Annotated in this window: 12 protein-coding genes; 7 read left to right on the forward strand and 5 right to left on the reverse strand. The window is 73.7% G+C overall.

All coding sequences use genetic code 11. From position 1 onward, the window contains the following. Positions 1–14 precede the first annotated feature (14 nt). From OOK34_RS22965 to OOK34_RS22975, 3 genes are all read left to right on the forward strand, one after another. Positions 15–2000: a peroxidase gene (locus OOK34_RS22965; RefSeq protein ID WP_267035735.1), complete on the forward strand. Its 1986-nt coding sequence runs from the start codon at positions 15–17 to the stop codon at positions 1998–2000. Between the two features lie 249 nt (positions 2001–2249). Further along, positions 2250–2798, forward strand: coding sequence for a helix-turn-helix domain-containing protein (locus tag OOK34_RS22970; RefSeq protein ID WP_267036879.1), 549 nt, complete (start codon positions 2250–2252; stop codon positions 2796–2798). Between the two features lie 4 nt (positions 2799–2802). Beyond that, a complete protein-coding gene (locus OOK34_RS22975) occupies positions 2803–3519 on the forward strand; it encodes a helical backbone metal receptor (RefSeq protein WP_267035736.1) in 717 nt (238 codons plus the stop codon). Here the strand turns inward: OOK34_RS22975 and OOK34_RS22980 are convergent. Further along, positions 3516–4649, reverse strand: a complete 1134-nt coding sequence (locus tag OOK34_RS22980; protein ID WP_267035737.1) for a TDT family transporter — start codon at positions 4647–4649, stop codon at positions 3516–3518. The genes OOK34_RS22975 and OOK34_RS22980 overlap by 4 nt on opposite strands. 70 nt (positions 4650–4719) lie before the next feature. On the opposite strand from OOK34_RS22980, the gene OOK34_RS22985 reads away from it, so the two are divergent. Continuing rightward, positions 4720–5643 carry a LysR family transcriptional regulator gene (locus tag OOK34_RS22985; protein ID WP_267035738.1) on the forward strand — a complete coding sequence of 308 codons (924 nt, stop codon included), beginning with the start codon at positions 4720–4722 and terminating at the stop codon, positions 5641–5643. A gap of 75 nt (positions 5644–5718) precedes the next feature. On the opposite strand, the gene OOK34_RS22990 is transcribed toward OOK34_RS22985, so the two are convergent. From OOK34_RS22990 to OOK34_RS23000, 3 genes are all read right to left on the reverse strand, one after another. Continuing rightward, entirely contained in the window at positions 5719–6432 is a 714-nt protein-coding gene (locus OOK34_RS22990) for a gamma-glutamyl-gamma-aminobutyrate hydrolase family protein (RefSeq protein WP_267035739.1), read from the reverse strand. Positions 6433–6478: 46 nt separating this feature from the next. Next, positions 6479–7942, reverse strand: coding sequence for an ethanolamine permease (eat, locus tag OOK34_RS22995; protein WP_267035740.1), 1464 nt, complete (start codon positions 7940–7942; stop codon positions 6479–6481). A 146-nt stretch (positions 7943–8088) separates the two neighbouring features. After that, positions 8089–8835 carry a FadR/GntR family transcriptional regulator gene (locus tag OOK34_RS23000; RefSeq protein WP_267035741.1) on the reverse strand — a complete coding sequence of 249 codons (747 nt, stop codon included), beginning with the start codon at positions 8833–8835 and terminating at the stop codon, positions 8089–8091. A gap of 77 nt (positions 8836–8912) precedes the next feature. Here OOK34_RS23000 and OOK34_RS23005 point away from each other — a divergent pair, with 77 nt between their 5' ends. From OOK34_RS23005 to OOK34_RS23015, 3 genes are read left to right on the forward strand one after another with little or no spacing between them, the layout of a single operon-like run. Next, positions 8913–10277, forward strand: coding sequence for a glutamine synthetase family protein (locus tag OOK34_RS23005; protein ID WP_267035742.1), 1365 nt, complete (start codon positions 8913–8915; stop codon positions 10275–10277). A gap of 34 nt (positions 10278–10311) precedes the next feature. Then, a complete protein-coding gene (locus OOK34_RS23010; RefSeq protein WP_267035743.1) occupies positions 10312–11691 on the forward strand; it encodes an aldehyde dehydrogenase in 1380 nt (459 codons plus the stop codon). A 5-nt stretch (positions 11692–11696) separates the two neighbouring features. Further along, positions 11697–12497 carry a 3-oxoacyl-ACP reductase gene (locus OOK34_RS23015; RefSeq protein WP_267035744.1) on the forward strand — a complete coding sequence of 267 codons (801 nt, stop codon included), beginning with the start codon at positions 11697–11699 and terminating at the stop codon, positions 12495–12497. Between the two features lie 65 nt (positions 12498–12562). Here the strand turns inward: OOK34_RS23015 and OOK34_RS23020 are convergent, their stop codons facing one another. Then, complete coding sequence (locus OOK34_RS23020) at positions 12563–13756, reverse strand: amino acid deaminase/aldolase (RefSeq protein ID WP_267035745.1); 1194 nt, start codon at positions 13754–13756, stop codon at positions 12563–12565. Positions 13757–13872 lie beyond the last annotated feature (116 nt).

The following is a 13872-nucleotide window of genomic DNA, read 5'->3' on the forward strand; positions in this document are numbered from 1 at the left end:
ACTCAGGAGCCCCGATGGACGACGCGCAGCCCTTCACCCCCGCCCGCAGGACCGTCATCAGGGCCGGCGCGGCGGCCGCCGCCACGCTCGCCGTATGCCCCGGTGCCGCCACGGCGGCGATGCCGGGGAAGACGGCGCCGGGGACTGCGGCGCCCGCCCCGGCCCCCGCGGCCGGCGGATCCGAGGCCGCCGACCTGCCCCTGCGCGCCGACCGCACCAGCCAGGGCGACATCCTGGCGGGCTCCCGCAAGGACCACGCCTGCCTGCTGCTCCTGCACTTCCGCGACGCGGAGCGGGCCCGGGCCTGGCTCGCCCGGCTGCTGCCGGAGATCTCCACCACCGAGGAGATGGCCCGCTTCAACGCCGCCTTCAGCACGGCCCGGCTCAAGGCGGGCGGATCCGACCCGGCCGGCCTCTCCGCCCAGTGGACCGGGCTGTCCCTGACCCACCCCGGGCTGCGCCTGTTCGCCGGGCGCGAGCCCTTCCCGGCCCTGCCCGCCGGGAGCACCGCCGAGGCCTTCGCGCAGGGCGCCGCCCGGCGCGCCGAAGCGCTCGGGGACACCGGCGAAAGCGCCCCGGACTCCTGGCTGTTCGGCGCCGAGGAGCCCGGGCGCGCCGTGCACGCCGTCCTCAGCCTCTCGGCGGACGACCCCGCCCGGCTCGCCTCCGCCGTCGCCCGCCACAAGAAGGCACTCGGACCGGCCGGCGGCGAGGTCGTCTTCCGGCAGAACGGCGGCAAACTCCCCGGGGCGCTGAAGGGGCACGAGCACTTCGGCTTCGCCGACGGCATCAGCCAGCCCGGCGTACGCGGCTTCCACGAACCCGACCCGGACGACGCGGCCACCGTGAAGGGCAAGCCCGGCACCCGGCTCGTCCCGCCCGGGGAGTTCCTCGTAGGACAGGAGAAGGCCGGGCGGCGGCCCGCCGGACTGCCCGCCTGGGCCACCGGGGGCTCCTTCCAGGTCGTGCGCCGGCTCGCCCAGGACGTCCCCGGCTGGTGGGACCAGGCCAGGGAACGGCTGGCCGACCTCAAGAAGGCCGGGGCCGCGCCGGCCGAGGCCACCCCGGCCTGGGTCGCGGCCCGCCTGGTCGGCCGCTGGCCCGGCGGCACCCCCATCGCGGGCTGCCCGCTCGCCGAGCAGCCGAGCCCCCTCGGCGCGGACCCCGACGCCACCCTGAAGTACGCGGACGACCCCGACGGCTGGCACACCCCGCTCTTCGCCCACATCCGCAAGGGCAACCCGCGCGACGGCCTGGTCCCCGCCCCCGGACGGCCCCCGCTGGCCCCCGCCGAACTGGACGGACGGCGGATGATCCGGCGCGGCATCCCCTACGGCCCGGCCTACGACTTCGAGCGGGCCGACCGCAACCGGGACGCCCCGCGCGGCCTGGTCTTCGTCGGCTACCAGGCCGACCTCGTACAGCAGTACGAGTTCATCGCCGGGCGGTGGGTCAACGACCCCGACTTCCCGGCCGGGCGCAACCCCCGCGTCGGAGCGGACCCGGCCATCGGCCCGGCGTCCCCCGTCACCTTCGAGACCGAGTCCGAGCACGGCAGCCGCGCCACCACCCTGCGCTTCGGCCGCTTCGTCCGCACCGAGGGCGCCCTCTACGCCTTCACCCCCTCCCTGCCCACCCTGCGCGCCCTGGCCGACGGCGCCCTCGACGACTCCGTGGAGGTCCACCCCGCCGCCGTCCTGCGCGCCGGGGACGTCCTCGACGCGGGCGCCGCGCGGCTGTCCCTCACGGCCGACGGGGACCTCGTCCTGCTCGACGCCTCCGGAGCGCGCCTGTGGAGCGCCGGCACCGCCGGATCCGGCAACGAGGCCGTCTTCTCCGACGGCGAGCTGAGCGTGCGCTCCGAGGGGGGTGAGGCGGCCTGGAGCAGCGGCACCGCCGGCCACCCCGGCGCCCGTCTGCTGGTCCGCCCGGCCGGTGACGTGGTGATCCTCGACGGTGACCGCGTGCTGTGGCGCAAGGGCGGCGGCCACGTAGGGTGACGGGGGGACCACGGGAATCGACCGGGTCGCGGCCCGGTGGGCTCTTGCGCGCGAATCCGGGGGCGGTTGCTGCGTAAGGTGCTTACAGCACACCGATGTGCGACGAGGACAGGGGAGGGCAGCCCCGACATGAACGGCAAGGAAGACGGAAGCATCGCGGACGCCACGGACGGCAGGGATTTCGGGACCGCCCGGGCGGACGCGACCGATGCCAACGACAAGGAGAAGGACTCCAAGGAGCCGCTGCGAGTGGGTGTCGCCGTGCGCAAACGGCGCCGCGCGCTGCACCTCACCCTTGCCGCGGTGTCCGCGCGCAGCGGACTGTCCGTCCCCTTCCTGAGCCAGATAGAGAACGAGCGCGCCCGCCCCAGCATGCGTTCGCTGGAGCGGGTCGCCGACGCGCTGGAGACCACGGCCGTCGATCTGCTGGCCGCCTCCGACACGGCGCGCACCGTGGACCTCGTACGGGCCGGGGACGAGTCCGGGCTCACCCCGGTGATGGGCGTACGCCCCCTCGTGCGCGGCCACCACCAGCTGCACGCGCTGGAATTCACCGGGGACCAGGACGCCGGCCGCGAGTACCAGCACCGCAACGACGAGCTGATGTACGTGGTCTCCGGCGCCTGCCAGGTGGAGGCCGAGGGGCGGGCCTACCGGCTGGAGAGCGGGGACGCGCTGTTCCTGTCCGGCGGGGTGCGCCACCGGTGGCGGGCCGTCAGCGAGGACACCCGGCTGCTGGTCGTCGCCGTCGGGGACCACATCCACGCCACCTCCGAGCCGCCCGCGCCGGGGCGCTGAGCCGGTGCGCGTCGTCTCGCTCGTGCCGTCCCTGACCGAGGCGGTGGCGGTCAGCGCGCCCGGCCTGCTGGTCGGGGTGACCGACTGGTGCACGCATCCGGCGGACCTCGGGGACGCGGTGCGGATCGGGGGGACGAAGAACCCGGACGTACGGGCCGTCGTGGAGCTGCGCCCGGACCTGGTGATCGCCAACGAGGAGGAGAACCGGGCCCCGGACCTGGAGGCGCTGCGCGCGGCAGGGGTGGAGGTGCTGGTCACCGAGATCCGGGAGCTGCCGCAGGCACTGGGCGAACTGGACCGGGTACTGGTGGGGGCCCTGGGGCTCCAGCGGCCGCAGTGGCTGGACCGGGCCGAGGAGGCGTGGGCCCGGGTGGAGCCGCTCGGCGAGCTGACCGCCTTCGTACCGGTGTGGCGGCGGCCTTGGATGGTGCTGGGCCGGGACACCTTCGCGGGCGACCTCCTCGCCCGCCTGGGGGTGCGCAACGTGTACGCCGGGCACCCGGAGCGGTATCCGAGGGTGCCGGTGGAGGAGCTGGCGGGCAGCGGCTGTGATCTGGTGGTGCTCCCGGACGAGCCGTACCGCTTCACCGCCGGGGACGGCCCGGAGGCCTTCCCGGGCCTGCCCGCCGCGCTCGTCAGCGGCCGCCACCTGACCTGGTACGGGCCCTCCTTGTCGGAGGCCCCTCAGGTGCTGGCGGCGGCCGTGAGGGCTGCGCTCTAGGCGGAGAGGGCCTGCGCGGGGAGCAGGCGGCCGGCGAACAGGCCGCGCAGGGTGTGGACGGCGGCCAGCAGCCACGCGGTCAGCAGGGCCAGGAACAGGGCGGTGGCCAGCCAGGAGAAGGCGGTCAGCCCGGTGTGGCGGGCCAGCCCGGCGGCCCCGGTGACGCAGGTGCCGACGGGGAAGGTCAGCGCCCACCAGGTCATCGCGAAGCCCATGCCGCCGCGGGCGGCCCGGACCAGCATCGCCCCGGCGAGGGCCAGCCACAGCAGGGCGAAGCCCATGACGGGGACCCCGTAGACCACCGCGAAGGCGCCGAGGGCGTGCGCGTAGGGGGCGTCGATGGCGCCGGGCGCCACGTCGGCCAGCTGGTTCACGGCGGTGGTGGACTGGCCGAGGGGCCCGAGGACCAGGAACAGGGTGGGGGTCAGCGCCAGGGGCAGGGGACCGCTCACGATCAGCCGGCCGAAGACCAGGGGGAGCAGCAGCAGGGTGGCCAGCAGGCTGATGCCGAACATGGCGTAGCAGGCCAGCAGCAGCGCCTCGCGGGGCTGACCGGCGGGCAGGTGGGGGATCAGCAGGGGGCCGACGGCGGCGGAGACCATGGGGGAGACCACGGGCAGCAGCCACACGGGGCTGGCCTGCGAGGCCTCGACCTTGTGGCGGACCACCATCAGGTAGGGCACCACCACGGCCATGACCAGGCCGATCAGGGTGCCGGCGGTGAAGAGCACGGCGTCCGCGGCGATGGCCGCACGCTCCCCGATCAGGTCCCGGCCGACGATCAGGGTGCCGCCGCCGACGGCCAGCAGGGCCATCGCGAGGCATCCGTAGAAGGGGGCCACGGCCGGGTCGAGGAGGTGGGCGCGGGCCTGGTCGCGGTGGTGCAGCCAGTGCCCGGCGCGGGCGGTGAGCAGGACGGCGAGGGCCACGGCGGACAGCGCCCAGACGATCTGGCAGATCACGCGCTGGCCGGGGAACTGGTACGGGAGGGTCGCGCCGGCGTTGGCGATGATCGCCGTGCCCATGACGGAGGCGTACCAGTTGGGGCCGAGGGTGCGCAGCCGCGGGACCTTGTGGGTCCGGGGAGCGGGTGCGGCGGTGGTGCGGGGGCGTATGAGGGTGGTGGCCATGGATCCAGCCTCGCGCCGGACGCCGGGCGGGGGCAGAGGCCGTCTCCCTATGAGGCCATAAACTGATGTTATGGGTAATGAGGAGTTGGTTCCGCTCGCGCACCGCGTACCGGACCTGGGCGCGCTGGAGCTGCTGCTCACGGTGGCGCGGGTGGGCAGCCTGAGCGGCGCGGCGCGGCGGCTGGGCATCACGCAGCCGGCGGCGAGCAGCCGCATCCGGGCGATGGAGACGCGGCTCGGAGTCGCCCTGGTGGACCGCTCGCCGCGCGGCTCGACGCTGACGGCGGAGGGCGCGCTGGTCACGGACTGGGCCCGGCGGGTGGTGGAGGCCGCCGAGGCCTTCGACGCGGGGGCGCAGGCGCTGCGGGGCCGGCGGGACTCGCGGCTGCGGGTGGCGGCCAGTATGACCATCGCGGAGTACCTGCTGCCCGGGTGGCTGATCGCGCTGCGCGGGGAGCGTCCGGACACGGCGGTGTCCCTGCACGCCGGGAACTCGGCGGACGTCGCCCAGCGGGTCCTCACCCACGAGGCCGACCTCGGCTTCGTGGAGGGGCTGACCGTGCCCGAGGGGCTGGACTCGGCGGTCATCGCGCAGGACCGCCTGGTGGTGGCGGTGGCGCCGACGCACCCGTGGGCGAGGCGCTCGCGCGGGGTGGAGGCGGCCGAGCTGGCGGGGACCCCGCTGATCCTGCGTGAGCGGGGGTCGGGGACCCGGCAGGTGCTCGACGCGGCGCTGGCCGGGTGCGGGGGGCTGGCGGAGCCGCTGCTGGAGCTGGCGTCGACCACGGCCGTGAAGGCGGCGGCGCTGAGCGGGGCGGGGCCGTGCGTCCTGTCGGAGCTCGCGCTGGGGGACGAGCTGGCCGCGCGCCGGCTCGTGGAGGTACCGGTACCGGGCGCCGCCCTGGCCCGCGCCCTGCGGGCGGTCTGGCCCACCGCCGCCCGCCCGGCGGGCCCGGCGCGCGACCTGCTCTCGCTGACCCGCCGCCGTGTCTAGTGCTGTGGCCGGCGAAGCTTGCCGGCCACAGGACTAGGGGCTCCGCCGGCCCGGCGGGGCGGGGCCGGCGGCCCGTCAGGCCACCGGCACCGGCGCCGAGCGGCGGACCGCCGCCGCCTCGATCAGGGAGGCCATCACCCGGGTGTCCTTGTCGCGCTCGGGGTGCCACTGCACCCCGACCACCCACCGCTCCAGGTCCGGGAGTTCGATGGCCTCCACCGTGCCGTCCTCCGCGTACGCCGAGACGACCAGGTCCCGCCCCAGCCGCTCCACGGCCTGGTGGTGGTAGGTCGGGACCTCCGCCACCTCGGGGACCAGCGCCCCGTACCGGGTGCCCGCGACCGGGCTGACGGGGTGCCAGGAGGTGACGCCCGGGGTGTGGACGTGGCCGTCGATGTGCTGGACCAGCGTGCCGCCCAGGGCCACGTTCAGGGCCTGCATGCCCCGGCAGATGCCCAGCACCGGGATCCCACCGTCCAGGGCGGCCCCGATCAGGGCCAGTTCCCACTCGTCGCGGACCCGCGCGGGGGCACCCGTACGGGGGTCGCGCGGGGCGCCGTAATGGACCGGGTCCACGTCCGGGCCGCCCGCGACGACCAGGCCGTCCAGCCTGCTCAGCACCTCCGCCGCACGCTCCGGTTCGTCCGGCGGCAGCAGCACGGCCGCGCCGCCCGCCGCCTGGACGAGTTCGTAGTACCCGGAGGGGACCAGGGCGGTGGGAAGGTCCCACACCCCGTAGCGGGTGGATTCCTCCACGTAGGTGGAGATGCCGATGAGCGGCCTGGGCACGGATGACCTCCAGGATGGTGCCGGATCAGGTGGCGGGACAAGGCTTTCAGTCGCGGGTCAACTCCGCCTCGGCTTCCGCAAGCGCGGCGAACTCCTCCTCCGGTGCCGAGGCGACGAGGTGGTGCCGACTGTAGATCGCGAAATAGGCGAGGGCGACGGCGTACACGGCGAGCGCGATGAGCGCCGCGTCCTTGTCGACGAGGAAGGTGGCGACCAGCGCCGAGAGGGCGAGGACGAAGGCGACGGACGAGGTCAGGACCCCTCCGGGGGTGCGGTACGGCCGCTCCAGGCCGGGCTCGCGGCGGCGCAGCACGATGTGCGAGAGGGCCATCAGGGCGTAGGAGATGGTCGCCCCGAACACCGCGATGTTCAGCATCCGCGCACCGTTGCCGGTGGCCGCCGCGAGGGCGAATCCGATGGCGCCGGGGATCACCAGACCGAGGTACGGGGCCTTGCGCTTCGAGGTGAGCGACAGGAACCGCGGCAGGTAGCCGGCGCGGGACAGCGCGAACAGCTGGCGCGAGCCCGCGTAGATGAGCGAGAAGAAGGAGGCGACCAGTCCGGCCAGTCCGGCGTAGTTGACGAAGCGGCTGAGCGCGGTCGGTCCGCCGTCCCCCTCGAGGGCGACGACCAGCGGGTTCCCGGCGGTCCGCACGGCGTCGGAGCCCTGGGCGCCGGTGGCCGCGAAGAAGGTGATCAGCGCGAGGAGGGCGAGGATGCCCATGGAGATGGCGAGCGCCTTCGGCATGGAGCGGACCGGGTCCTTGGCCTCCTCGGCGGCGAGCGGTACGCCCTCGACGCCGAGGAAGAACCACATGCCGAAGGGGAAGGCGGCCCAGATCCCGAGGACGCCGAAGGGCAGCCAGGAGCTGGAGCCGAACGCGCTCGGGTCCACGGCGATGTCGTCGAGGGAGGAGGCGTCGAACTCGGTGAGCGCTCCGAAGGCGAAGATCAGCAGGGCGGCCACCGCTATGGCGGTGACGACGAGGCTGAAGCGCAGGGCCTCGCCCACCCCCCACAGGTGCACGCCGATGAAGATCACGAAGCAGCCGAGGTAGACCGGCCAGCTGGAGGTCAGCCCGAACAGGCCCAGCGATTCGACGTAGTCGCCGATGAAGATGACGATCGCCGCCGGGGCCAGGATGTACTCGATGAGGATGGCGGTACCGGTGAGGAAGCCGCCCCAGGGGCCCAGCGCGCGCCGCGCGAAGCCGTAGCCGCCGCCCGCCGTCGGCAGGATCGTGGACAGTTCGGCGAGGGAGAAGACCAGGCAGGCGTACATCGCGCCCATGAGCACGGTGGCGATGGCCAGGCCGCCGAAACCGCCCTTGTCCAGGCCCACGTTCCAGCCGGAGAAGTCGCCGGAGACGACGTAGGCGACGCCGAGCCCGGTCAGCAGCAGCCAGCCGGCGCTGCCGCGGCGCAGGGTCCGGCGCTGGAGGTACTCGGCGTCGGCGTCCTGCGCGGCGGGTGGTGCGGATACGGGCACGGGTGCGATGTCGTCGGCCATGTGCGTGCGCTCCTGCCTAGGGCAATGGTTGTGAGGCGTACCTTTGCGTCATGGGTGTGGAGCGCGCAAGACCCCTGCGTTAAACAGCGGTTACGAAAACCTCCCAGGCCCCACCGCCGACACCGGCCCCGCCCGCCCCGCCCGGCTCAGGTCAGGAACCCGCGCAGCAGGGCCGCCGTCCCGCAGCAGTGCTCGCGCATCACCGCCCGGGCCCCGTCGGCGTCGCCCTCCAGCACGGCCTCCACCAGCGTCGTGTGCTGCTGCTGCGAGTGCTCCAGGTTGCGCACCAGCAGCGGGATGCAGTCCAGCAGGTCGTTCACGGTCGCCCGGACGGCCGCGTACTGGGCCGTCAGGGTCGCGGAGCCCGCGAGTTCGCACAGGGCGAGGTGGAAGAGGGTGTCCTGGCGGCGGTACTCGGAGAGCGGGGCGTCATGGGTGGCCGCGAGCGCGCCCAGCAGCCGCTCGGCCCCCTCCCCGGACAGCCCCTGCGAGGCGCACAGCCCGGCCGCGCCCACCTCCAGGACCTCGCGGAAGCGCAGTACGTCCTCGATGTCCACCCCCGCCACGCGCCGCCGCAGCTCCTCCTCGGCGCCGCCGGCCGGGGTGTCGGGGCGGGCCAGCACGAACGTTCCGCCGTACCGGCCGCGCCGGGCCTCCACCAGGCCCTGGTCCTGGAGCACCTTGAGCACCTCGCGCAGGGTGACCCGGCTGATCCCCATCCGCTCCGCCAACTCCCGCTCCGGTGGAAGCCGTTCCCCGCCGGGCACCAGACCCAGCCGGACCACCTGGAGGATCTGCTCCAGGGCCTCCTCGAAACCGTTGCCCGCCCGCACCTGTCGCAGCACGGGATTCAGCCGCGCGATCGAGCCACCGTCGCTCGCCGTGTCGGTCATCTCGGCTCCTCCCCTTCCCAAGCAATGGTTCTATTCAATACCTTAGGCCTCCTCGGCTCACCGAAGGAGAGATTCCAGTGGTAGACCGCAAGCCGCCGCTCGCGACCGAGGAGCTCCGTGCCCTCGTCGCCAGCGGTGAGATCGACACAGTCGTCCTGGCCTTCCCCGACATGCAGGGACGTCTTCAGGGCAAGCGGTTCGCCGCACAGTTCTTCCTCGACGAGGTCCTCCCCCACGGCACCGAGGGCTGCAACTACCTCCTCGCCGTCGACACCGACATGAACACCGTCGACGGCTACGAGATGTCCTCCTGGGACCGGGGCTACGGCGACTTCGCCATGCACCCCGACCTCGCCACCCTGCGCCGCATCCCGTGGAACCCCGGCAGCGCCTTCCTCGTGGCCGACCTCGCCTGGAACGACGGCTCGCCGGTGGTCGCCGCACCCCGGCAGATCCTGCGCCGCCAGCTGGAACGCCTCGCCGAACACGGCTACACCGCCATGGTCGGCACCGAGCTGGAGTTCATGGTCTTCCAGGACACCTACGAACAGGCCTGGAACGCCAACTACCGCGGCCTGACCCCCGCCAACCAGTACAACATCGACTACTCCGTCCTCGGCACCGGCCGCGTCGAACCCCTCCTGCGCCGCATCCGCAACGAGATGCAGGCCGCCGGCCTGGTCGTCGAGTCCGCCAAGGGCGAGTGCAACCTCGGACAGCACGAGATCGTCTTCCGCTACGACGAGGCGCTCACCACCTGCGACCAGCACTCCGTCTACAAGACGGGCGCCAAGGAGATCGCCGCCCAGGAGGGCGTCTCGCTCACCTTCATGGCCAAGTACGACGAGCGCGAGGGCAACTCCTGTCACATCCACCTCTCGCTCACCGACACCGACGGGCGCAACGCCATGGCCGGAGACGGGCCAGGGGGAATGTCACCGGTGATGCGGCACTTCCTGGCCGGCCAGCTGGCAGCGCTGCGCGACTTCTCCCTTCTCTACGCCCCCAACATCAACTCGTACAAGCGTTTCCGGCCGGGATCCTTCGCACCCACCGCGGTCGCCTGGGGCGTCGACAACCGGACCTGCGCCCTGCGCGTGGTCGGCCACGGACGATCGATGCGCTTCGAGAACCGCCTCCCCGGCGGCGACGTCAACCCGTACCTCGCCGTCTCCGGCCTGGTCGCGGCAGGGCTCTACGGCATCGAGAACCGCCTCGAACTCCCCGAGGTGTGCACCGGCAACGCGTACACGGGCGACTACGCGCACGTTCCCGCCACCTTGCGGGAGGCCGCCGAGCTCTGGGAGAACAGCGAGATCGCCAAGGCCGCCTTCGGCCCCGAAGTGGTCGCCCACTACCGGAACATGGCCCGCGTGGAACTCGACGCCTACGACTCCGCGGTGACCGACTGGGAGCTGCGCCGCTCCTTCGAACGCCTGTAACCCTCCAAAACCCGAACCGTCTGTGAGGCACCACGTGTCCGATGTGCTGGCCCCCCTCAACCTAGAGGTGCTGAATCCGGCCACCGAGGAAACCGTCGCCATCGTCCCGGCCGCCACACGGGACGATGTCGACGCCGCCGTCGCCCGGGCCGTCGTGGCCCAGCGCGCCTGGGCGGCGGCCGCCCCCGCCGACCGGGCCCGACTCCTGCGCCGCTTCGCCGCGGCCGTCGACGGCCACCTCGAGGAACTGGCCCTGCTGGAGGTCCGCGAGGCCGGCCACACCATCGGCAACGCCCGCTGGGAAGCGGGCAACGTGCGCGACCTGCTGGACTTCGCCGCCGGGGGAGTGGAACGCCTCTCCGGCCGCCAGATCCCCGTCGCCGGAGGCATCGACGTCACCTTCCTCGAACCCCTCGGGGTCATCGGGGTGATCGCCCCCTGGAACTTCCCGATGCCGATCGCCGCCTGGGGGCTGGCGCCCGCCCTCGCCGCGGGCAACGCCGTCATCCTCAAGCCCGCCGAGACCACCCCCCTCACCGCCCTGCGCCTCGCCGAACTCGCCCTCGAAGCCGGGATCCCCGAACACCTCTTCCAGGTGCTCCCCGGCCACGGAGCGGTCACCGGCGACGCGCTGGTCGAACACCCCGGAGTCGCGAAGATCGTCTTCACCGGCTCCACCCGCGTCGGCAAGCAGATCATGGCCAAGTGCGCCGACCGGGTGAAGCGGGTCACCCTCGAACTCGGCGGCAAGAGCCCCAACATCGTCTTCGCCGACGCGGACCTGGAGGCCGCCGCGGCCGCGGCGCCGATGGCCTTCCTCGACAACACCGGCCAGGACTGCTGCGCCCGCACCCGGATCCTCGTACAGCGCTCCGCCTACGACCGCTTCCTCGAACTCGTCGCCCCCGGCATCGCGTCCGTGGTCGTCGGCGACCCGCTCGACGAGAAGACCCAGATGGGCCCGCTCATCTCCCGGGCACAGCTGGAGCGCGTCCGCTCCTACGTCCCCGACGACCTCACCGCCATCCGCGGCACCGCCCCCGACGGCCCCGGCTTCTGGTACCCGCCCACCCTCGTCACGGACGTGGCCCCCACGGCGCCCGTGGCCACCGAGGAGGTCTTCGGGCCGGTCGCCGTGATCCTCCCCTTCGAGGACGAGGAGGACGCCGTACGCCTGGCCAACGCGACCGAGTACGGACTCTCCGGCTCCCTCTGGACCCGCGACATCGGCCGCGCCCTGCGCGTCTCGCGCGCCGTCGCCGCGGGCAACCTCTCCGTCAACTCCCACAGCAGCGTCCGCTACTGGACCCCCTTCGGCGGATACAAGCAGTCCGGGCTCGGCCGCGAGCTCGGGCCCGACGCCCTCACCGCATTCACCGAGACCAAGAACGTCTTCATCAGCACGGAGGCCTGAACCCCATGACCGACCGCACCGAAGAGACCGAACAGATCGTCTGCCGCCGCCTGCCCGGCCGCACCGCCGTCATCACCGGAGCCGGCAGCGGCATCGGCCTCGCCACCGCCCGCCGCCTCGCCGCCGAAGGCGCCAACATCGTCTGCGCCGACATCGACCCCGTCGCCGGCAAGGCCGCCGCCGAGGAGGTGGGAGGCCTCTTCGTCCAGGTCGACGTCACCGACAAGGAACAGGTCGACGCCCTCTTCAAGACGGCCTACGACACCTACGGCTCCGTCGACATCGCCTTCAACAACGCCGGCATCTCGCCCCCGGACGACGACTCCATCCTCACCACCGAGCTCGACGCCTGGCGCCGCGTCCAGGACGTCAACCTCACCTCCGTCTACCTCTGCTGCAAGGCCGCCCTCCCCTACATGCAGGCGCAGAAGCGCGGCTCCATCATCAACACGGCCTCCTTCGTGGCCATCATGGGCGCGGCCACCTCCCAGATCTCCTACACCGCCTCCAAGGGCGGCGTCCTCGCCATGTCCCGCGAACTCGGCGTCCAGTTCGCCCGCGAGGGCATCCGCGTCAACGCCCTGTGCCCGGGGCCCGTCAACACCCCGCTGCTCCAGGAGCTCTTCGCCAAGGACCCCGAGCGCGCCGCCCGCCGCCTCGTGCACATCCCGCTGGGCCGCTTCGCCGAACCCACCGAGATCGCCGCCGCCGTGGCCTTCCTCGCCAGCGACGACTCCTCCTTCATCAACGCCACCGACTTCCTGGTCGACGGCGGCATCTCCGGCGCGTACGTCACCCCCCTGTAGACCGGCCCGTCCCGTCGGCCCGCACCAGCCAGGCGCCTCCCGAGGCGCCCGGCTGTTCCCGGGTCCTACAGGAAGGTCCGGCCCTCGCCCCGGTAGGTCGGGGCGGTGGCCGTCACCCGGTCACCCTCGATCAGATGCAGCGCGTCGAACCGCTCGCACAGCTCACCCGCCTTCGCGTGCCGGAACCACACCCGGTCCCCGATCAGCAGATCGTCCGCCGCGCTCCCCAGCAGCGGTGTCTGCACCTCGCCCGCACCCTCCTGCGGGTCGTAGCGCAGCCCCGCCGGCAGGTACGGCACCGGCAGCCGGTCGGCGCCCGCCGCCCCCGAGGCCGGATAACCGCCGCCCAGCACCGTCACCACACCCACCCCGGGCCGCCGGACCACCGGCTGCGCGAACAGCGCCGCCGGACGCCCCCGGAACGACGTGTAGTTGTCGAACAGCCGCGGCACGTACAGCCCCGACCCCGCGGCGATCTCCGTCACCGCCTCCTCGGCAGCCGTCTCCGCGACACTGCCGGTACCGCCGCCGTTGACGAACTCCAGGTCCCCCACCACCGCCCGCACGGCCCGCACCGCCTCGGCCCGCCGCACGGCCAGCTCCCTGCGGGCCGCGCCCTGCATCAGCCGGATCATCCGCGAGCGCACCGGCCGCCCGGCCAGCGCGTCGCCGACCCCGGCCACGTGGCCCTCGTAGCCCATCAGCCCCACCACCCGGAACCCGGGCCGGGAGGCCACCGCCCCCGCCAGCGCGGCCAGCTGCCCCGGCTCGCGCAGCGGCGAGCGCCGCGCCCCGACCCGTACCCGACCGCCGAGCAGGTGCAGGGCGGTGTCCAGCTCCAGGCAGACCCGTACCTCCTCCGCGCCCCCGCCCCGCGAACGGTCGATCAGGTCCAGCTGCGCCGGATCGTCCACCATCACCGTGACGGCCGCCGCCAGCTTCGGATCACCCGCGAGCTCCGCGAAACCGGCCCGGTCGGCCGATGGATAGGCGAGCAGCACGTCCTCGAACCCGGACCGGGCGAGCCACAGCGACTCCGCCAGGGTGTACGACATGATCCCCGCGAACCCCGGCCGGGCCAGCACGCGTTCGAGGAGCGCCCGGCACCGTACGGACTTGCTCGCGACCCGGACCGGCTTCCCGCCCGCGCGGCGGACGAGATCGTCGGCGTTGGCGTCGAAGGCGTCGAGGTCCACGATGGCCAGGGGCGCGTCGAGATGCGCGGTCGCCCGGTCGTACCGGGCCCGGTCCGAAGTCATGGGCGGCAGCTTGCCAGACCGCCGTACCGCCGGGTAGGGGTCTCGGCGACCCCGGCCGCACCCCGCCCGACCGCCGGGCCAGGGCGACGGCACCGTAGAGTACGGGCAGGCAGCCG

Origin of the sequence: Streptomyces sp. NBC_00091 (assembly GCF_026343185.1) — a bacterium.
In the GTDB taxonomy this organism is placed as follows: domain Bacteria; phylum Actinomycetota; class Actinomycetes; order Streptomycetales; family Streptomycetaceae; genus Streptomyces.